21 protein-coding genes and 1 riboswitch are annotated in these 20,298 nt (G+C 56.0%); of the genes, 18 read left to right on the forward strand and 3 right to left on the reverse strand.

Features of this window, described 5'->3' with window-relative positions; genetic code table 11:
* Window positions 1–92: 92 nt before the first annotated feature.
* On the reverse strand, window positions 93–392 hold the full coding sequence (locus tag D7024_RS07610; protein ID WP_121451243.1) for a carbohydrate-binding protein: 300 nt from the start codon (window positions 390–392) through the stop codon (window positions 93–95).
* Between the two features lie 329 nt (window positions 393–721).
* Window positions 722–910, forward strand: a riboswitch (Lysine riboswitch).
* Between the two features lie 124 nt (window positions 911–1,034).
* Between D7024_RS07610 and lysA the strand changes: the two genes are divergently transcribed.
* The 11 genes from lysA (at window position 1,035) to D7024_RS07665 (ending at window position 12,518) form a co-directional block, all read left to right on the forward strand.
* Window positions 1,035–2,378: a diaminopimelate decarboxylase gene (gene lysA, locus D7024_RS07615; RefSeq protein ID WP_121451244.1), complete on the forward strand. Its 1,344-nt coding sequence runs from the start codon at window positions 1,035–1,037 to the stop codon at window positions 2,376–2,378.
* Between the two features lie 263 nt (window positions 2,379–2,641).
* Window positions 2,642–5,278 carry a CBS domain-containing protein gene (locus D7024_RS07620; RefSeq protein WP_121451245.1) on the forward strand — a complete coding sequence of 879 codons (2,637 nt, stop codon included), beginning with the start codon at window positions 2,642–2,644 and terminating at the stop codon, window positions 5,276–5,278.
* Window positions 5,271–5,900, forward strand: coding sequence for a site-2 protease family protein (locus tag D7024_RS07625; RefSeq protein WP_121451246.1), 630 nt, complete (start codon window positions 5,271–5,273; stop codon window positions 5,898–5,900). Before D7024_RS07620 ends, D7024_RS07625 begins: the two co-directional genes overlap by 8 nt.
* Before the next feature lie 34 nt (window positions 5,901–5,934).
* On the forward strand, window positions 5,935–6,918 hold the full coding sequence (gene trpS, locus D7024_RS07630; RefSeq protein WP_121451247.1) for a tryptophan--tRNA ligase: 984 nt from the start codon (window positions 5,935–5,937) through the stop codon (window positions 6,916–6,918).
* Between the two features lie 54 nt (window positions 6,919–6,972).
* Window positions 6,973–7,821, forward strand: a complete 849-nt coding sequence (locus D7024_RS07635; RefSeq protein WP_165859309.1) for a Gmad2 immunoglobulin-like domain-containing protein — start codon at window positions 6,973–6,975, stop codon at window positions 7,819–7,821.
* A 124-nt stretch (window positions 7,822–7,945) separates the two neighbouring features.
* Entirely contained in the window at window positions 7,946–8,605 is a 660-nt protein-coding gene (locus D7024_RS07640; RefSeq protein ID WP_125185633.1) for a DUF2953 domain-containing protein, read from the forward strand.
* Window positions 8,606–8,612: 7 nt separating this feature from the next.
* Entirely contained in the window at window positions 8,613–9,062 is a 450-nt protein-coding gene (gene ytfJ, locus D7024_RS07645) for a GerW family sporulation protein (protein ID WP_121451250.1), read from the forward strand.
* Between the two features lie 121 nt (window positions 9,063–9,183).
* Window positions 9,184–10,491: an FAD-dependent oxidoreductase gene (locus D7024_RS07650; protein WP_243113729.1), complete on the forward strand. Its 1,308-nt coding sequence runs from the start codon at window positions 9,184–9,186 to the stop codon at window positions 10,489–10,491.
* 107 nt (window positions 10,492–10,598) lie between these two features.
* Window positions 10,599–11,189 carry a nucleoside recognition domain-containing protein gene (locus tag D7024_RS07655; protein ID WP_121451252.1) on the forward strand — a complete coding sequence of 197 codons (591 nt, stop codon included), beginning with the start codon at window positions 10,599–10,601 and terminating at the stop codon, window positions 11,187–11,189.
* Window positions 11,190–11,195: 6 nt separating this feature from the next.
* A complete protein-coding gene (locus D7024_RS07660; RefSeq protein WP_121451253.1) occupies window positions 11,196–11,729 on the forward strand; it encodes a spore maturation protein in 534 nt (177 codons plus the stop codon).
* Window positions 11,730–11,783: 54 nt separating this feature from the next.
* Window positions 11,784–12,518 (forward strand): pseudouridine synthase, encoded by a 735-nt coding sequence (locus tag D7024_RS07665; protein WP_121451254.1) that lies wholly within the window; start codon window positions 11,784–11,786, stop codon window positions 12,516–12,518.
* A gap of 19 nt (window positions 12,519–12,537) precedes the next feature.
* Here D7024_RS07665 and D7024_RS07670 read toward each other — a convergent pair whose 3' ends face one another.
* Both D7024_RS07670 and hepT read right to left on the reverse strand, forming a co-directional pair.
* Entirely contained in the window at window positions 12,538–12,930 is a 393-nt protein-coding gene (locus tag D7024_RS07670; protein WP_243113840.1) for a nucleotidyltransferase domain-containing protein, read from the reverse strand.
* A complete protein-coding gene (hepT, locus tag D7024_RS07675) occupies window positions 12,902–13,408 on the reverse strand; it encodes a type VII toxin-antitoxin system HepT family RNase toxin (RefSeq protein WP_121451256.1) in 507 nt (168 codons plus the stop codon). The genes D7024_RS07670 and hepT overlap by 29 nt, the downstream gene beginning before the upstream one ends.
* Window positions 13,409–13,666: 258 nt before the next feature.
* Here hepT and D7024_RS07680 point away from each other — a divergent pair, with 258 nt between their 5' ends.
* The 7 genes from D7024_RS07680 (at window position 13,667) to trpC (ending at window position 20,101) form a co-directional block, all read left to right on the forward strand.
* A complete protein-coding gene (locus D7024_RS07680) occupies window positions 13,667–14,110 on the forward strand; it encodes a hypothetical protein (RefSeq protein ID WP_243113730.1) in 444 nt (147 codons plus the stop codon).
* Window positions 14,111–14,505: 395 nt separating this feature from the next.
* Window positions 14,506–14,925: a HutP family protein gene (locus D7024_RS07685; RefSeq protein ID WP_121452511.1), complete on the forward strand. Its 420-nt coding sequence runs from the start codon at window positions 14,506–14,508 to the stop codon at window positions 14,923–14,925.
* A 79-nt stretch (window positions 14,926–15,004) separates the two neighbouring features.
* Window positions 15,005–15,382 (forward strand): chorismate mutase, encoded by a 378-nt coding sequence (aroH, locus tag D7024_RS07690; protein WP_121451258.1) that lies wholly within the window; start codon window positions 15,005–15,007, stop codon window positions 15,380–15,382.
* Window positions 15,383–15,936: 554 nt separating this feature from the next.
* Window positions 15,937–17,598 (forward strand): anthranilate synthase component I family protein, encoded by a 1,662-nt coding sequence (locus tag D7024_RS07695; protein ID WP_121451259.1) that lies wholly within the window; start codon window positions 15,937–15,939, stop codon window positions 17,596–17,598.
* Between the two features lie 5 nt (window positions 17,599–17,603).
* Window positions 17,604–18,245, forward strand: coding sequence for an anthranilate synthase component II (locus tag D7024_RS07700; protein ID WP_121451260.1), 642 nt, complete (start codon window positions 17,604–17,606; stop codon window positions 18,243–18,245).
* Between the two features lie 36 nt (window positions 18,246–18,281).
* Window positions 18,282–19,316, forward strand: a complete 1,035-nt coding sequence (gene trpD, locus D7024_RS07705; protein ID WP_121451261.1) for an anthranilate phosphoribosyltransferase — start codon at window positions 18,282–18,284, stop codon at window positions 19,314–19,316.
* On the forward strand, window positions 19,313–20,101 hold the full coding sequence (gene trpC / locus D7024_RS07710; RefSeq protein ID WP_121451262.1) for an indole-3-glycerol phosphate synthase TrpC: 789 nt from the start codon (window positions 19,313–19,315) through the stop codon (window positions 20,099–20,101). The genes trpD and trpC overlap by 4 nt, the downstream gene beginning before the upstream one ends.
* The last annotated feature ends 197 nt before the right edge of the window (window positions 20,102–20,298 follow it).

Raw genomic sequence — 20,298 nt, forward strand, 5'->3', positions numbered from 1 at the left:
TAGGCAGGGCTGTCCCCGCTCACTCCAGGGGACAACCGACGCCCAGGTAGTTATATCAACAAGGGACGGTTTAATAACCCGTCCCTTTTCCGTTAAGCCCGCACTGTCCAGTTGTAACCGTTGTTGTTATCCCAGTTGTTGGCCGAATCCTTGAAACAGAAAGACATCATGCCGTTTTGCATGCGCAGGGTACTTTCCCAGCCCCGCTGGGTGCGTTCCATTTTAATGGTGTTAACATTTTGCCAGTTTTTCGGGTCACCAAACCCGCAGTGTAAGTAAACCTGGTCGGCACCACTTTTGGCCAGAAGTCCGTTGTAAATAATGTTCACTTCATTAAAGCCAGCCGGCCTCACCTCTACGCCTTTCGGAGTATCAGACCAACCCTGAATCAAAATAAAGCACCTCCTGCTTTGTTTTGCATTTCAATTTTTAGATTCTCCCGTAGCTCATAAGGTATACACGGACATTTCTTCCTGCCATGGAAAATGACACTTAACGTTAATTTGCATCATCCAGGAGGAATTGCCCAAACGCCGGCGAAATTAAAAGAGGTGCGCTTACGGCGCACTATAAGGTATTTTTTATAGAAGAAGCATAGAAGAGATGAGCGAAACCAAAATCTCACTTACAACCATAGAAGAGTTAGAAAGCTGTTGACAGCACCCAGCACCCATGTTACAATGGGACAAAATTGTATACATTATGCCTCATCTCCCTTTGGAGGTGAGGTAGAGGTTGCGGACAACAAGAGTACCCCGGTGGAGGAACCGGGTTCCGCAGAAGCCGGGGGAAAGGGTTGCCCGCCGAAGTTCAGCCGTTGCCCGGAACGGCTGGGCTGGGCCGTCATCGAACAGGTGCCGGACTGTCACCCGGTGGCTGCCCTGCTGCCGGGTGGAGCGCTATCTCACCAGGGGAGGGGAGGGTGTTTTTCCATTGTGCATAAGACGGCCCCTCACCCGGGAAGCCGTCTCATTTTATGTTGCCGACACCAATGACCTTTTTCCGGGCGTATTATATCCGTGGGAGGTTTTGAAATGAAGCTACACGGCACCATGACCATTAACAGCCGGGGCCACCTGGAAATTGGTGGCTGCGATACCGTAGAGCTTGCTTCTACCTTTGGCACCCCCCTTTATGTTGTGGATGAAGAGCTTTTCCGGCAAAATTGCCGGGAGTACTACCGGGCCTTCACCGAAAAACACGGTGCCGAGGTCATCTATGCGGCCAAGACATTGCTCAACCTGGCCATCTGCCGCCTGGTGGAGGAAGAAGGGCTGGGCATGGATGTGGTTTCCGGCGGCGAACTATATACTGCCCTGCAGGCCAAATTCCCCATGTCCCGGGTTTATTTCCACGGGAACAACAAGTCCAGGGAAGAACTGCGCCTGGCCCTGGAAGCCCGGGTGGGGCGGTTCATGGTGGATAATCTTTACGAGCTGGAAATGCTCAACCAGCTGGCCGGTGAGATGCACACCAGGGCAGACGTTATCCTGCGCTTAACCCCCGGCATTGAGGCCCATACCCATGAGTACATTAAAACCGGTCAGATTGACAGCAAATTCGGCCTGGTTATTGAAAACGGCCAGGCTCTGGCCGGGGTAAAACGGGCCCTGGAGATGGATCATATTGTCCTTCACGGTTTGCATTGTCATATTGGTTCGCAGATTTTCGAGCTGGATTCTTACGCCCACGCGGCCGGAGTAATGATGGATTTTGCCGCCCTGGTGGCCAGGGAGACCGGCTGGGCTCCGTCCGAACTTGATCTGGGAGGCGGGCTGGGCATCTACTACGCCGAAGGGGATCAACCCCGCCCGGTGGCCGAGTATGCCGATGTAGTTATGCGGTCCGTCCGGGAAAAGGCCATGGCGCACGGCCTGCCCGTACCCAGGGTTATTGTGGAACCCGGGCGTTCCATCAGTGGTCCGGCGGGTACTACCCTTTACACCGTCGGGGCGGTAAAGGACATTCCCGGGGTGCGCAAGTACGTGGCCGTGGACGGCGGTATGGGTGATAACCCCCGCCCGGCCCTTTACCAGTCCCGTTACGAGGCCTGCGTGGCCAACAAGGCCGCCGCACCGGCGGAAGAAGTGGTCTCCATCGCCGGCAAGTGCTGTGAATCCGGGGACATGCTCATCTGGGATATCGCCCTGCCCGGGGTCCAACCCGGGGATATCCTGGCGGTCAGCTGTACCGGTGCCTACAACTACTCCATGTCCATGAATTACAACCGCCTGCCCCGGCCGGCCATGGTGCTGGTTAAGGACGGCCGTGCCGATATCATTGTAGAGCGGGAGACCTACGCCGATCTTCTGCGTAATGACGTGATCCCGGAAAGGTTGCGCAAGAGCCGGCGGCTAAATGTGGCTTCGGCACGCTAAACCTTCCGCCCGTCAGCACCCCTAAAAAAGGGGTGCTTTTTTTACGGCGCAAAGCGACAAGGCGGAGCGAAAGGTCCAAAGCTGGTAAAAGCGGGGGGTGAATGTTCAGCAAAACCGTAATGACGAGGACAGCGCCGCATCCAACCTGGTTCGCTGAACATTTACAGGGGGGCTGCGAAGGAGTATTTTTGGTTATGAAGAAAGAAGAGTATGATATAATCAAAAAATAGTGTACCACGAGGTCTAGGAGAGAGGAGCCGCCCATGGATATTATTACCACCCACACCAATACGGATCTGGACGCCCTGGCTGCCATGGTGGGAGCCCAGAAACTCTATCCCGAAGCCGTGATGGTCTTCCCGGGTAAGCTTTCCAGGAACGTAGAGGAATTTATGGCTTTGCACAAGGACGCCCTGGCCGTGTCCAGCCTGCGGGATATCCAGCTGGAAAAGGTGCGGCGGGTGGTGCTGGTGGACACGAAAAACCCCAGACGGCTGGGCAAACTGGCGGAAGTGTTCAACCGTCGCGGGGTGGAAGTACATATTTACGATCACCATCCCTGGGCCGAAGGGGATGTGCGGGGCACGGTGGAAGTGGTGGAGACGGTGGGGGCCACCGCCACCCTGCTGGTGGAAAAAATACGGGAGCAAAACGTACCCTTGAACCCCCTGGAAGCCACAATTCTGGCCCTGGGTATTTACGGGGATACCGGTTCTTTAGTGTTTACCAGTACCACTCCCCGGGACGTGGCGGCGGTGGCCTATCTTTTGGAAAAGGGGGCCAACCTGGGAGTGGTGGCCGAATTTCTCGGCCGGCCCATGACCGAAGAACAAAAGTCCCTGCTCAAATCTTTACTGCTATCTGCCCGCCGCCACCAGGTCAACGGGGTCAAGATCCTCCTGGCCACGGCATCGGTGGAAGAATTTGTGGTTGGCCTGGCCCTGCTCACCCACACCATCTCGGAAATCGAAAGGCTGGATGCGGTATTTACTGTGGTGGAAATGGAGGACCGTGTATACATAGTGGGCCGCAGTAACGTGGCCCAGGTGGATGTTGCCGAAATTCTGGGCCCCTTTGGAGGGGGCGGCCACCCGGCGGCAGCCTCGGCCACCATTAAAGGGGCACCTCTAAACCAGGTGGCAGAGACACTCATGAAAATCATCCAGCAAAAGGTGCGTCCTCCCCTGACGGCAGCGGGGATCATGTCCAGCCCGGTTAAAACCGTCACTCCCGAAACTACCATTAAGGAAGCCGGTCGCATCATGATGCGCTACGGCCATACCGGCCTGCCCGTAGTACAAAAGGACCGGCTGGTAGGTGTAATATCCCGGCGGGACGTGGAAAAGGCCAACCTCCATGGTTTGGGACATGCTCCGGTAAAGGGTTTTATGAGCCAGAATGTGGTCTGGGTGACTCCCGACGTTCCCGTGGCCGAAGTGCAACAACTGATGATTGAACACGATATCGGGCGCGTGCCCGTGGTGTCGGAAGGGCGCCTGGTGGGTATTGTTTCCCGGACCGATGTCCTGCGTACCATGCACGGCGATTTTCCCTCCCGTTACCGGGCCATTTACTCCGGCCACTTACCTGCCGCCGGGGCAAATATATCCGACCTCATGCACCAGGTGCTGAATCCCAGGGAATGGGAGATTATGTGCCGGGCCAGGGAAATTGCCGCCCGTCTTGGCTACCGGGTTTTTGCTGCCGGCGGGGTGGTACGGGATATATTGCTTAAAGCGGGCAATCTCGACATAGATCTGGTGGTGGAAGGGGATGGCATAGCCCTGGCTGAAGCTCTGGCCGGGGCCTACGGTGCCCAGGTACGCGCCCACCACAAATTTGGCACTGCGGAAGTGCTGTTCCCCGATGGCTTCAAGGTCGATGTGGCCACGGCACGGGTGGAATTTTACGAGTACCCGGCAGCTCTGCCCCGGGTGGAAAGTTCCTGCGTGCGCCATGACCTTTACCGGCGGGACTTTACCATCAACGCCATGGCCGTTGACTTAAACGGGGAACATTTCGGTGATTTAATAGACTTTTTTGGTGGGCGTCAGGATTTACAGCAGGGGCTGATCCGGGTATTATATAACTTGAGTTTTATCGAGGACCCCATCCGGCTGTTGCGGGCTGTGCGCTTTGAGCAGCGCTACGGGTTCAAGATCGAGCCTCAGACTTTAAAGCTGGCGCAGGAGGCCGTGCGCCGGGAAGTTCTCGCCCGCGTTTCTCCCGAACGCTTGTGGGAAGAGTTAAAGCACATCCTGATGGAAGAAAAAGCCGGGAGAATGCTGGAGCGCCTGCACCAACTGGGCATGTGGCCCTTTGCTTTCCCCGGGGTAACTTACTGGGAAGTACAGCCGGTGCTGCATGATTTAGGTGAATCCATGCAACTGCTGGAAGAATGGGGCTTTCCCCCGGGGAATGAACCATGGCTTTGTTATTTTATTGCCGCTTTGCACTGGACCGATCCGGAAACCGTTCGGAGCTTGTGTGAGCGCTACCATCTGAACAAGCGCCAGACCGGAAAGGTTCTGGCCACCCTGGCCAACTGGCGTCTTGTTTTGTCCCGGCTGTGCCTGCGTGATGGGGCGCGCACCAGTGAGCTGGTCCGGACCCTTCTCCTTTTGCCCCCGGAGGCCCACCCCCTCATTCTTACCCTTATGGATGAGGAATGGTTGAAGGAACGTTTCCGGCAGTTGCTCGTACTCCTGCGGGAGAGCAAGCCAACCGTGGACGGTACATACATTAAGAGTCTGGGCTACCGGCCCGGGCCCATTTTCCGCAGGGCCCTGGATGCGGTCTGGCAGGCCCGGCTGGACGGCCTGGTGAAAAACAGCGACGAGGAAAAGGCGTTTGTGCAGGAATTTCTGCGCCGTCACCAGGGAGAGGATTCACATGTTTAACCTGCCCAGTTTATACGAAATGGGCATCATGTTGCCGGCCATTGTATTGGGGCTTACTTTCCACGAACTGGCCCACGGCTGGGTGGCCGATCGCCTGGGGGATGCCACGGCCCGCTATCAGGGCCGGCTGACATTAAACCCCCTGGCCCACGTGGATGTTATCGGTTTGATCATGCTCTTTGCCGTTGGTTTTGGCTGGGCGAAGCCGGTACCCGTCAACCCCTATAATTTCCGCGGCGATATGCGGCAGGGCATAATGCTGGTCTCCCTGGCCGGGCCGGCTGCCAATATGTTGCTGGCAATAGCGGGGACGGTGGCCCTGGGCCTGGGGGCGTGGAAGCTGCCCTATGGCCAGGATATTGTTTTAAAAATTATATACATCAATGTCATTCTGGCGGTTTTTAACCTTCTACCGATCCCTCCGCTGGACGGTTCGAAAATACTGGCCGGGCTCTTGCCTGGCCGGCAGCAGTGGCTTTATGCGTTGGAAAATTACGGTACAATTATACTTTTGCTTTTGTTGTTTACCGGTATTATCGGGAAGGTGCTCAGGTGGATTATTGTTCCCCTGTACCATGCCCTCATTGATCTGGCGAAAGCGGTTGCTTTCCTGGTTTCTTAATGCAAAGCAAGATGGGAAAGGAGATACCACACCAATGCCTGCACAAAGAATTCTAAGCGGCATGCGTCCCACCGGCCGGTTGCACATCGGCCACCTGAGCGTGCTGGAGAACTGGATTGAACTGCAAAAGGACAACCAGTGCTTCTTTTTTGCCGCCGACTGGCACGCCCTGACTACGGCTTTTGAACATACCGCCGGAATCAAAGACAATGTCCGGGAAATGGTCGCTGACTGGCTGGCCGTGGGTCTGGACCCGGAGAAGAGCGTGATCTTCGTCCAGTCGGATGTTCCCGAAACGGCAGAGTTACACCTGCTCTTTTCCATGATTATTCCTCTGGGCTGGCTGGAAAGGGTGCCCACATACAAGGATCAGGTGCAGCAGTTCAAACAACAGGGTAGGGATATTATGACCTACGGTTTCCTGGGTTACCCTGTTTTGCAGGCTGCGGATATTTTGCTTTACCGGGCCGATGCCGTGCCCGTGGGCGAGGATCAGCTTCCCCACCTGGAACTGTGCCGGGAACTGGCCCGGCGGTTTAACCACCTTTACCGACCCATTTTCCCGGAACCGCAGGCCAAACTGTCCCGTGTTTCCGTTCTTCCCGGCGTGGACGGCCGCAAAATGAGCAAAAGCTACGCCAATGATATTGCTTTAATGGCTGAGCTGGATGAAATCAGGGGGCGGGTAAACGCCATGATTACCGACCCGGCCCGCATTCGCAAAACCGATCCCGGCCACCCGGAGGTGTGCGTGGTGCACAAGTACCACGGCATTTATACCGGCCACCGGCTGGCCGAAATCGAGGAGGACTGCAGGGCGGGCCGGGTGGGCTGTGTGGCCTGTAAAAAGTTGCTGGCTGAATCCCTGGAGGCCGTGCTGGCTCCTTTGCGGGAGCGGCGACGCCAGATAACCAGCCGTCCCGGCTATGTCGAAGAGGTGCTCGCCGAAGGCGCCCGCCGGGCCCGGGCAGAAGCGGCGAAAACCATGGCCATGGTGCGGGAGGCCATGCAAATCTAGATGCATGATTTCCCCCTTTCCGGTAAACAATGTTGTCGAAAGGGGGAATTTAATTTGCGCAGTTCACTTTTGCTTATTGTCTCTCTGCTTTTGGTTTGGGGCATGGCCGGTTGCGCCGTAGCCAGAAAACCGGCCCCGCCGGAACAACCCCGGACTGTGGTCATTCCCGAAACTACCCGGGTTTCCTTTGAGCAGACGGACCTGGCCAAGGCACCGGACGCAGTCAAGGATGTGGCCAAAGCCCTGGAAAACACCGATGCCAGCACCTGGGTACGGGCGGGAAATGACCTCTACCTGCTGTTCAGCATGAGTCCCCGTAACAGGGAGTACAGGGCGGAAGTCACCGAAATCCGCCAGCGCAATCCCAGGGCGGACTTCAGCTGGCTGGATGTGCAGGTCAGATATACCAGGCAGGACACCGGGCAGGCGCCCCCCAACGCTCCCGTTTTTACTGTGGTACGGGTGGGACGGTTGGACCGGCCGGTAAGTGGCGTGGCTTTTCAATTTAACCGGGAGAAGGGTCCCGGACCTGCCCCAATGCCGGCTGCCGGGCCGCAGCCCGCTGTAAAACCTGCTCCGGCGGGATCCCCGGAAACGACCCTCCGGGTAGAGGGGGAAGCAAGCATAGATGAACCCGCCCCGGGCCAGGAAACCACCAGCCCGGTAAAGGTAGTGGGCCGGGCCAGACACTCTGCCGGGGAGGTGCGGGTTCGTCTGGTTGATGAGGGGGGCATGGTCCTATCGGAAAAAACCATTGCTGTTGGACGGGAGAGTTTCACCGATTTCGAAACTTCCCTTAGCTATGGGCCTCCTGCTTCCCCAAAGAGGGGATTTGTGGAAATAGTAGCTCCTGCCCGGGGCAAGGAGCAAAGCCTGGCCCGGGTACCGGTAACCCTTAAATAACCATCCTGGAGTAGAAGTCCGTCAATGGCCGGAAAGTGCATGTTTAACTTCCCGGCCATTTTCTTTTGCATACATTTACATACATTTAAAGGCCGGCGGGAAAATATGAGCGGTGGTGTTTGGTGTGTGGTTGTGGTGGTTGATTTTAATCCTCTTTTTCCTGTTCTGCGTTCTCGTTGTGGTACCCCTGAACCTGGAGTTATATTACCGCCGCCGGGGACAGGACCATTGCCTGTCCCTGGTAGTCAGCACCTGGTTCAATATTAAATACCAGCTTATACCGCGGGAGCGCCCGCCAAAACCGGCCCCCGGGTCAAAGGCGGAAATGAAGGAACTACAGGGTGTTTTGCCGGAAAAAGAGAAAGGGAAGTCTCCTGGCGGACCTTTAGAGTTATTCCGCCGCCTGATCAGCTATGTCCAGTTAGGACAAAGGGTATGGCCTGCCCTGAAGTTTCTCCTGCACCGCACCGAACTCCGCCGGTTTGAATGGCGAACCCTCGTCGGCCTGCCCGATGCCGCCCATACCGGCATGGCCGTGGGAGGGCTGTGGTCCATTAAAGGAGTGGTTTTGACTGCCCTTTACCGGCTGGTCAGCAAAAAATCCGTCCTGCCCGAAGTAGCCGTGGTGCCTCACTTCACCGGCTCATCCTTCGGGCTTTTGATTCACTGCATATTTACCATCCGGTTGGGCCATATTATGGTTACAGCAGTAAAGCTGGCTTTCGTGTTCATCCGCGATGGTTTAAGAAAGTCCTTGCCTTTTAAGAGACTCCTCAAGGGGTGATATACAGGTGCCGGAACATCCAATTGAAGGTTTAATGAAAACGGCCATGGAAAGCATCAAGGAAATGGTGAATGTGAACGTGGTGGTGGGCGACCCCGTGGAAACAGCCGATGGAACAGTAATCATACCCATCTCCCGGGTGGCCTGTGGCTTTGGTGCCGGCGGCGGTGAACTGGAAGCCCAGGGCCGGCAGGCCCAGGACGGGGAGCAGCTCCCGTTTTTCGGTGGAGGCAGCGGGGCAGGGGTATCGGTCCAGCCGGTGGGATTTTTGGTGGTGGGACAGGGTCAGGTCCGCCTTTTGCCCGTGGATGGCAATGCCGTAATTGACCGCCTTATCGACTTGGCCCCCCAGCTGGTTTCCCAGATACAATCCATGTTTAAACGGGAACACAACCGCAACCAGGTGGCCATGTCTCCTCCACCGCCGCCCCCCGGAGCAACTATTCCGCCGATGTGACGCAACCATTGGGGCGTCAAAACGTAGAAGTCCGCCTGGGAGAGGCGGGCTTTTTTTGTGTCCTCAACCGTTTGCCCCTGATCAATGACCTTTTGCTTGCCTTCGGAATATACTGGCAAAAATGAACAGAAAGAAGGAGGAAGTGCGGGAAATGGTTATCGTCGTCGGCGGCGGTTGGGCGGGATGTGCGGCGGCCTTTGCCGCTGCCCAGGCCGGCGCGCGGGTCACTCTACTGGAAAAGACCGATATGCTCCTGGGCACCGGCCTGGTAGGTGGAATAATGCGTAACAACGGACGTTTTACGGCCCTGGAAGAAGTATGGGCCATGGGGGCCGGCGACTTCCTGCGGCATATCGAGGGCGTGGCCAGGCACCGCTGGCTGGATTTTCCCGGCCACCGCCACGCAACCCTTTACGATGTAACCAGAATCGAACCGGTAATACGCCGGGCTCTTTTGGATATGGGCGTTGACGTACAGTTACAGAAAAGGGTGATAGGGGTCTTTAAAAGGGGCCGCATTATTACAGAGGTTTACACAGCCCAGGGTAACAACTTCCGCGGGGATGTGTTCATTGATACCACCGGCACTGCCGGTCCAATCAAGAATTGCTCCCGGTACGGCTCCGGGTGTGCCATGTGCATATTACGCTGCCCCGCCTTCGGGCCCCGGGTAAGCCTGACGGCAAAAGCGGGCATTGAAGAAATCAAGGCCGGCGACGGCTTCCCCCATTTTGAGGCCATGAGCGGCTCCTGTAAACTGGACAAAAAATCCCTGGCTCCCTGGCTGGTGGAAAAGCTGGAAAGAGAAGGCAAGGTGGTGCTCCCCCTGCCCGAACACCTCCAGAAGCACGAATTGCTGGCCAAAAAGGCCTGCCAGCAGTATAACCTGGAAGAATTCGCCCGCAACCTTGTTTTGCTGGACACAGGTCACGCCAAGCTGATGACACCCTATTTCCCCCTGGAAGTATTGCGGAACCTGGAGGGTTTCCAGCAGGCCCGTTATGCCGATCCCTATTCCGGCAGCAAGGGGAACTCCATCCGTTTTATGGCCATTGCCCCCTGTAATGATGCCCTGCAGGTGGAAGGCGTGGAGAATCTCTTCTGTGCGGGCGAAAAGACCGGTCTACTGGTAGGCCATACCGAAGCCATTGCCACCGGTTTTTTGGCTGGACACAATGCGGTCCGCTATCTCGCCGGCAAAAAACCCCTTGTCCTGCCCGATGACCTGGCTACCGGAGATATCATTGCTTTTATGCACCGGGAAATGAAAACATCCGAGGGGCTGAAGAAAAAATATACCTTTTCCGGTTCGGTCTACTTCCAGCGCATGCAGGAGCGGGGGGCATACACCACTGACGTCCAGGCCATCCGGGAGCGGGTGGCCCGGCTGGGTTTGCTTGATGTTTACAGGGAAAAGCTCTTGCGGTAGATATATTTCCACTAAAGGAAACATTAACCTGGCCGGTTCTATTCCTCTGCTTCCCCTCATAAAACTGAAAATATAAAGAGCAGTGGTTTTTTTCGGGGGTGGCAGAAATGGTCAACTATATCTGGCTGGGTATGATTGTCTTTGGCATTCTGGTGGCCGGGGCCAACGGACAGGTAGAGGTGGTGACCAGGGCGGCCCTGGAAGGAGCGGATAAAGCGGTCAAAACCTCTTTAAATCTTATTGCCATAATCTCCTTCTGGCTGGGCATCATGAAACTGGCCGAAGCCGCCGGGTTGGTGCGCGCCCTGGCCCGCCTGGTCAGGCCCGTAACCCGGTTTCTTTTCCCCGATGTTCCGGCCAACCATCCGGCCATGGGTGCCATCATCATGAACCTGAGCGCGAACATTCTGGGACTTGGGAACGCCGCCACCCCCATGGGTCTGATTGCCATGCAGGAGTTGCAAAAATTAAACCGGGGCGATCCCAGAACGGCCACCGGCGCCATGTGTACCTTTCTGGCCCTCAATACTTCTTGCATTACCCTCATTCCCACCACCATCATCGGTATCCGGGTGATGTACGGCTCTACCGATCCCACGGCTATTGTGGGGACAACCATCTTTGCCACGGCCTGCGGGATGACCGTGGCCGTAATTGTGGACCGGATGCTGCGCGTTTTCTACGGTCGCCAGGAGTGAACCGCCGTGTATGAGCTGATTAACGAAATTTCCCGCTGGGCCATTCCCCTTACCCTGCTCCTGGTACCCCTGATTGCCATGTTAAGGGGTGTTTCCGTTTTTGAAACCTTTGTGGAAGGGGCGGCGGAAGGCTTTACCACAGCCGTCAAAACCATCCCCTATCTCGTAGCCATGCTGGTGGCCATCAGTATTTTCAGGGCTTCCGGGGCCATGGAAGTCCTGGTGCACGTCCTTTCCCCCATCCTTGACCCCCTGGGTTTTCCCCCCGAGGTGCTGCCCCACGCAGTGATGCGCCCGCTGTCCGGCGGCGCCGCCCTGGGGATCGCCACGGATCTCATTGCCACCCACGGGCCGGACAGTTTTATCGGCCGCCTGGTTTCCACCATGCAGGGAAGCACCGACACCACCTTTTATGTCCTGACCCTGTATTTCGGCTCCGTGGGGATAACCCGCTACCGCTACGCCATTATCTCCGGTCTGGCCGCGGATCTCACCAGCCTGGTGGCTTCGGTGTTTATTGTCAACCAGTTGTTCAGGTGAGGCAAAACTCCCTGAATCTTTCGCCCTGTTTTGTGGTAAAATGCTCCTGGGGTGATGCCCATGGAGCGCCTGCAGAAAGTGATGGCCCGGGCCGGGGTGGCCTCGCGAAGGCATTGCGAGGAACTGATTGCTGCCGGCATGGTTAAAGTAAACGGGCAGGTGGTGACCCGGCTGGGAACCCGGGTGGATCCCGAAAGGGACACCATCGAAGTGGCCGGCCGTGTTTTGCCCCGTCAACCGCAAGAGAAAGTGTACATTTTACTGCACAAACCCCGGGGCTATGTGACCACGGTTAAGGACCCCCAGGGCAGGCCCAAGGTAATGGACCTGCTGCGGGGGATAAAGTTACGGGTATATCCTGTAGGACGGCTTGATTATGATAGTGAGGGGTTGCTTTTGCTGACCAATGACGGGGAACTGGCCTTTGCCCTTACCCATCCCCGGCACCAGGTACCCAAGACCTATCTGGTGCTGGTAAAGGGCCTCCCCGACAATGATAAACTTGCCCGCATGGCCGGCGGCCTTGTACTGGAGGACGGCCCTACAGCGCCGGCTAAAGTACGCCTGGTAGGGAAGAAAAACGGCAATGCCCTTCTGGAAATCACCATCCACGAAGGCCGCAAGCGCCTGGTGCGAAGGATGTGTGCCCATATCGGTCATCCCGTGCTTCGATTAAAAAGAATTCGTATCGGTCCCCTCACCATGAAGGGACTCAACCCCGGCCGGTACCGCTTTTTAACCCGGGAGGAGATCCGGCAGTTACGGCAGGCGGCAGGACTCGGGACATAATGTACGCCATTCCATAATCCTACAGGTCGTTCATATAAGCCCGGAACATAGGCAGGCAGTCAAAGTATTCACGCCACGTATCTTCCAGAAAGGTGAACCGGATTGGCTCGTTTCTGCTGAAAAGCACTTTCCCGCGAGTTGCATGATAGCGCAGGGCTACAGGGGCATAGTTGAGCGTTAATACATCCACCGGCATGCCCACCAGGTGATCCAGGGACATGGCCAGCTTTGCCTCATATTCCCAGTGTTTCTGCGACAGTGCGCTGTCTTCCAGATAAATTGCAATGTCTATATCTCCACAAGGCACCGGCAAAAGAAAAGAGCCGTGTATATAGGCAAAAATAATTTCCTTACGACGGGACAATTCCCGCTTCAGGATTTTTTCAACCTTCTTTTTCTCTGCGGCTGTCATCAATCGTTTTTCCCTTTCCATCTTTCCGTTCCTTTTCCCAAACAGTTCTCAGGAATAACTTGATTTCATCAATATATCTGATCAGATCCCCGGTGTCATTTTTCATTATACGATATACAATTGAATCATCCACCTTCCCGTATTGGTGCACCAGGAGGTTCCTGAATTTAGCCATGGAGACCATCTTTTGCGCTAACTCCTGGGAGATAATCCGGCTTTTCCCTAAAATGCGAAAGCAGTCTGCATAGCTGTCAGGAGTCTCCCTGGCCACCCGGGCAGCCAGGTGGTTGCAGATATTCTGGGCTGCTTCGATAGACAGAACGAGTTGATATTTCGCCCCCGAAATCAGTATCTGATCTTCCAGGAAATCCTGTTCCGGTGTCAGGGCAATTTGATCCAGCAGGGCAAGGGCTTTTTCAATGTCGGTGATCTTTTCCCTGATTAAGTCATGGTTGATATAAAGCTTTTTCCCTCCCATAAGACCTGCTTCATACCTCCTGCATCGCGCCGAATAAAGCGTTTATGATTAAATTATATCGCATCCTTCCAGACTCTGGCAATAGTTTGTCAATGGCCATTATACCAGCATCAGGACCGGCCGGCGCCCCGCGCTCCCCATTTTTCTTAAAGCAGCTCAAACGACAGTATTTCTTGCTGCTTTTACCATCCGGCAGGAATTTCCCGGTCCCCAGCGAAATAACAAGAAATGCGTATTTTTTTGCTGGGGGGTGAAGTTTTGGAAGACCTCACCACCGGGATCAAAGCTAAAGTGAGGTTGGATTTTAAAGGAGTAGGGCGACCCGGCCGTCTTTTTTTTGGCGGTAAATCAACCGATAAAGCTGCTGAAGAAGCCCGGGAGCAGCAGCTGGCCTTACTGCGCAACGTACCCATACAGGGCATACATATTGAGGATGTGGATTTAAGTTTGGATGTTTATACCGTCTACGACGACGTAAACAACCAGGAGGTTGCCTATGCCCCGGTGATTTTACAGTTAACCGCCGATACCCTTGAAGATCTGGTTCGTTTTGTCGCCCGGGATGAATTTCGCAAAATCGAAATTATTGCCCCTGGTGCCTTATCATTAAACAAGCATGAGGTAGAAAGGCTGATGTTTCGCATTTATGAAGAGTTTACAAACTACCGCCAGCATTTAGAGCGCAAGTACAACGTGAAGTGATTCTTTCCGGAAAACACGAAAACCGCTTTAAGGTTTGAGATCTCCAATTTAAGGCAAAAGGCCACCGGGCCACGGGAGAAGCCGGGGGGAGCCCCGCCCGGTGCGGGGGAGGGGAGCAAGCCGGAACCCGGCGTCAACTGAAAGTGGAGATGCTACAGGTTTGCGCCCTGAAGTATCCCCTGTTTTTTAAAGCCCCTGTTTTGGCTCGTTAGCGAGCGACTTGAGCCGAGCAATAGTTTGGCCCGCGAGGCTCACCGGAGCGAGCGGGAGCCAAAACAGGGTAGTTGGAAAGTGGGGATAACTCAGGTTTGCGCCCCGTTGTTTTTTTGCCCTGGTTGTCCTATAATGTTTGTACCAGCGATCCCGGTTTCATGGCCCGAATGGAGGTGGGCGGGATGGTCTCGCAGGGAAGCAGGCAGGTAGCCCGGGTAGCCCTGACCATGGCTTTGAGCGAGGACAGGGAACAGGAGCGGGAGTTAAAGTCCCGTTTTGCCCGGGAGGGTTTTAAAACAGCTGCAGTGGATTACGGTGGTGATTTTATCTCTTCGGTAAATAAAATTACCGAGCGGGCGGTGGTAGCCGCCAAGCGGGAAGGCGTGATCAGGGAAGTCCACGCCGAGGAAGGAGCAGTGGCCGGAGCAACCCGGGAGGCCCTCTCCCAGATCATGCCCAAGGCCATCGGTTTAAACGTAGGAGGCAAAATAGGTATTGCCCGGCACGAGGATCATATCAGTGTTGCCGTTTTCTTTGGGGTGGGACTTTTACACCTGGATGATGTGGCTGTAGGACTGGGACACAGGGCGGTTTCTTCGTAAACAACATTTAAGGTGTCATGTAATTGCTTGTTGTAAGTGCTTGTATTTTTATATTTATTATTACCAGGGGGACGGTAGGATGGCAAAAACCTATTTGCGGGGTATCCGGGGAGCCATAACGGTAGAACGGAATACGGCTGAGGATATCATTCAGGCCACGGGAGAACTGTTGCAGGCTATTATGGCGGAAAACGATCTTGACCCCGAGGACATTGCCAGTGCCTTTTTTACCGTTACTGCCGATCTTAATGCTGAATTTCCGGCTACGGCAGCCCGGGAACTGCTGGGGTGGAAATATGTGCCCCTTTTATGTGCCCGGGAAATTGATGTGCCGGGGCGCCTGCCCCGGTGCATACGGGTACTGGTTCACGTGAACACAACCCGCTCCCAGCGGGAAATCAAGCATGTTTATTTGCGGGAAGCTGCGCAACTGCGCACTGATTTACTTCCCCAGTAAGGGTACCGTAAGGAATAGAAGCGTCGCAAAACTAAAAGGGGCATGGGCGGCGGTCGTCGCTAAGGAGCGACTTGCGGAGGGCCGGATACGAAACACGGCGCAGCTGAGGTTAGCGAACCGGCAGCGCGAATCGCGCTGGTAACAGTCTCGCAATAAATGTTTGTACCCAATAAGAAAGTGTTCCAATCAAATGGCAAACTTCCATGCGCATATGTAGCGCTGCCAGGTTCGCTCCGAAGCAAGCCGATGTTTCGTCCGGCCCGTAGCACGGAGCGACGGGGGACGACCGCCGCCCAAGTGGTTATGTGACAGTATCTAGAAAGGATCAAAATATCCCGTTTCAGGGCGGAACTCGGGGAAATTGACCCCTTGACAAAACATGTTCTCCGTGGTAAGGTACGCTTAGCTAAATATGGTGCAGGTTTTTAGTTGAGTTAGCAGAGTTGAGTTGAGGGGAGCTTCAGTTGAGGCGTGGCGAGTCTTCGTGCGGGTGTGGGCTGCCGGCGCTCATTGGAGCGCCGGCTTTTTGCTTTTAGAGCAAGGGGGGTTCAGGTTTGATTTTTCCCTCGGAAGAAGAGTACTTACAGCTGGCCTGCCATTACCGGCTGGTACCTGTGAGCGCCGAATGGGAGGCGGATATGGAAACACCCATTTCCCTTTTTTCCCGGCTGGCCACCAGGGGACCTTCCTTTCTTCTGGAAAGTGTGGAGGGTGGTGAAAAGCTGGCCCGCTATTCCTTTATTGGTCTTGATCCCCTGGCCGTGTACCACCAAAAGGGCGGTCTGGGGCAGATTATCCTTGGGGCAAAAAACTCTTCCGGCCTGATTGATGCCCTCAGGTCAGTTGGAAAAGAATGTATGATAGCATACCGCCCGGAGAGGGGGTCACTGTTATCCAACAGCGCAGACGGAGTTGCGCCAGGTGGTTCGGAGTACAGGTATTATCTGGAAGGGAACCCATTTGTCATTGTTGAGCAGCTGATGAGCTATTTGCGAGGTCCCCACCTGCCGGAGTTACCCCGCTTTTACGGTGGTGCAGTGGGCTACTTTGGCTACGACCTGGTGCGCTGGCTGGAAAGGTTGCCTCTAACGGCCACGGATGACCTGGGATTGCCCGACATGATCCTGCTTTTTACCGGCACCGTGCTCATCCTGGATCACCTGCGCCACACCTTAAGGGTGGTGGTGAACACACAGCCCGGACCAGATCCTCAAACCGCCTACCTCCAGGCGATAAAAACTATTGAAAAAATACACCGGTTAATTAACGGTTCCCCTGCCAGCAGGGACACTGCCGGTGGCCCGGGACCGGGTGGGAAGCTAAACACGCATAGATTTCAACAACGGGCCATGAAAGAATGTTCCTCAACAAAGAGAGATACAAACTCCAGTATAAGCACCAACCTGACTCGAGGGGAATTTGTATCCCTGGTGCAAAAGGCTAAGGAATATATCAGGCAGGGGGAAATCCTGCAGGTGGTTCTTTCCCAGCGTTTGCAGGTGCCCTTTAACGGAGATCCCTTCCAGGTTTACCGGCGGTTGCGCCGCATTAACCCCACCCCCTACCTGTATTACCTGAACCTGGGGCAAGTAGTAATGGCCGGTTCTTCACCGGAGATGCTGGTACGCGTGGAGGACGATACGGTAGAAACCCGGCCCATTGCAGGAACACGCCCCCGGGGAGCTACCGTTGCGGAAGACGAAGCGCTGGCGGCGGAGTTGCTGGCCGATCCCAAGGAGCAGGCGGAACACGTAATGCTGGTGGACCTGGGGCGCAACGACCTGGGCCGGGTATGCACTCCGGGGAGCGTAACCGTACCCCAGTTCATGAGCGTCGAGAAATATTCCCACGTCATGCATCTCGTTTCATCGGTACGGGGCGTTCTGGCCCGTAATGCGTCGGCTTTTGATGCCTTCAAGGCCTGTTTTCCGGCCGGTACGGTTTCTGGAGCGCCCAAAGTACGGGCAATGGAGATTATCGAAGAACTGGAACCCTTACGCCGCGGTCCTTACGCCGGTGCCGTGGGTTACCTGGGGTATAACGGCAACCTGGATACAGCCATCACTATCCGCACCGTCACTTTTTACAGGGGTTTTGCTTACGTGCAGGCGGGGGCAGGCATTGTGGCCGATTCCGTACCGGAAAGGGAGTACCAGGAAACCCTGAACAAAGCCCGGGCACTGCTGCAAACCCTTGACCTGGAAAATGAGGGGTGAGAGCAATGTTTGCCGCACCGGTAAGGCCCGAACAGTTCAGGTTACCGGCAGGTGAAGAGGTAAGGCTACTTATGATCGATAACTACGACTCCTTTACTTATAACCTGGTGCAGTATTTTGGGGAACTCGGGATACCCGTCGAGGTAAGGCGCAACGACCAGATTACCCTGGATAAAATCAGAGCCTTAAGCCCCACCCACGTGGTCATTTCCCCCGGTCCCGGAAACCCCGACGGGGCGGGGATTTCCCTGGCGCTGGTGAGGAACCTGGCCGGGAAAGTACCAATCCTGGGGGTGTGCCTGGGCCACCAGACCATAGGCCAGGCCTTCGGCGGCCGCGTTGTTCAGGCTCATCAGCTGATGCACGGTAAGACCTCGGCCATTTATCACGACGGCCGGACCATTTTTCACGGGCTGCCTTCCCCCTTTACGGCTACCCGCTATCATTCCCTGGTGGTGGATGAGCATCACCTGCCCGGTTGCCTTGAGGTAAGTGCCTGGACGGTGGAAGGGGAAATCATGGGTTTACGCCACCGGGAGTTTACCGTTGAAGGGGTGCAATTCCATCCCGAATCCATTCTTACGGAATACGGGCGGGATTTGCTGGCCAACTTCCTGCGGTGCCGGGGTGGCCGGTGGGCCGCCTGAAGCGATTTAACTTTTGCTGAGGGGAGACGAGTGAAGATGATCAAAGAAGCCATCAGCCGGGCAGTGGCCGGGCAAAGTCTGACCGAAAAAGAAGCGGAACAGGTAATGGATGAAATCATGACCGGACAGGCGAGCCCGGCGCAGATTGCCGCGCTGCTCACTGCCATGCGTTTTAAAGGGGAAACTATAGAAGAAATTACCGGCTTCGCCCGGTCCATGCGCCGTCACGCCACACCGGTTCGTTCCAGGCACCCCTTGCTGGTGGACACCTGCGGCACGGGGGGAGACGGAGCCAACACCTTTAACATTTCCACCATCGCCGCCTTCGTGCTGGCCGGGGCAGGGGTTCCGGTAGCAAAACACGGCAACCGTTCCGTATCCAGCCGCTGCGGGTCTGCCGACGTGCTGGAAGCACTGGGGGTAAATCTGGAGTTATCTCCCGCGGACCTGGAGGAGTGCCTGGACAGGGTAGGAATAGCCTTCCTTTTTGCCCCGGTTCTGCATAAAGCCATGAAGTATGCGGCGGGACCCCGGCGGGAAATAGGCATTCGCACGGTCTTTAACGTCCTTGGCCCCTTAACCAATCCTGCCGGAGCAAAAGCCCAGATTATAGGGGTGTACAGTGCGGAACTGGTACCCGTTATCGCCCGGGTACTGGCCCGGCTGGGGACCAGGCGGGCCTTTGTAGTGCACGGAGCGGGAGGGCTGGACGAAATCTCCCCGGCCGGCCCGGCAGTAGTGGCCGAAGTGCGGGAAGAAGAAATCAGGGAATATTCCCTGGATCCGGCCGATTACGGTTTTTCTTACGTTCCCGTAGAGGCCCTGGCCGGGGGCAGCCCGGAACACAATGCGGCCCTGGCCAGGGAAATACTCCGGGGAGCTCCCGGTCCCTGCCGGGATACCGTGCTCCTTAACGCCGCTCTGGGCCTGGTGGCTGCCGGCAAGGCCGGGGATCTGGCCGGGGGTCTGGCCCTGGCCGCCGCCAGTATTGACAGCGGCGCGGCTGCAGGAAAGCTTGACGAACTGGTGGCCTTCACCCGCCGGGCCGGCAGGCAGGTGGTCAGCCTTTGATCCTGGAGAAAATTATTGCCCACAAACACCGGGAGATTCAATCCCGCCGGGAAATACGCCCCCTTTCCCGTTTAGTTGACCGGATCCATGCGCTTGGACCCACCAGGCCCTTAGGCAGCTTCTTGCGCCGGCCCGGGAAAGTGACCCTCATAGCCGAGATCAAGCGGGCATCACCATCTAAAGGCTGGCTGGTAAAAGGCATGAAACCGGTAGAAACAGCCCGGATTTATACCCGGGCTGGTGCCGCGGCCATTTCCATACTTACCGATAACCGCTTTTTCCGGGGGCATCGCGCGTTCCTGCCCCTGGTGCGCCGGGAAAGCCCGTTGCCCCTTTTGTGCAAGGACTTTATCATCGACCCTTATCAAATATACGAAGCCCGCTGTCTGGGGGCAGATGCCGTCCTGCTTATTGTCGCGGCGCTCAATGACCGGCAGTTGACCGCCTTTCAAGCACTGGCCGGTGAGCTGGGCATGAGCTGCCTGGTGGAAGTGCACACTGCGGAAGAACTGGAGCGCGCCCGGGCATCTGGAGCCACCATCATCGGCATTAACAACCGGAACCTGCACACGTTTTCTACGGATCTTAGCACTACCTTCCGCCTGCGGGAGAAAATCACCGACCCCGGAGTGGTGGTGGTCAGCGAAAGTGGCATTAATTCCAGAGAAGATATGCTGGCCCTGGCCCGCTACCGGGTAGATGCGGCCCTGGTGGGAGAGGCCCTGGTGAGAGCCGGTGATGTAGAGCAAAAGGTGAAAGAACTGCTGGGGGCACATATTCAGTAGAACCGTTATGACAAGTATGCGGCGCTGTCCGGAGCGAACGACTTGCGAAGCGCCGGTAACAGCACCCGGCGAAGCGAGGCTGCCGGCTCGGCTCTCGAGGACGCATGATGGACTACCAGAAGAAATTTTCTTAGACATATTACTTAGAAGAGGTAACAACGAAGAATAATTAGTGGCGGGCAATCCGCAGAGAGCCA

It is taken from the genome of Desulfofundulus salinus (assembly GCF_003627965.1).
Classification (GTDB): domain Bacteria; phylum Bacillota; class Desulfotomaculia; order Desulfotomaculales; family Desulfovirgulaceae; genus Desulfofundulus; species Desulfofundulus salinus.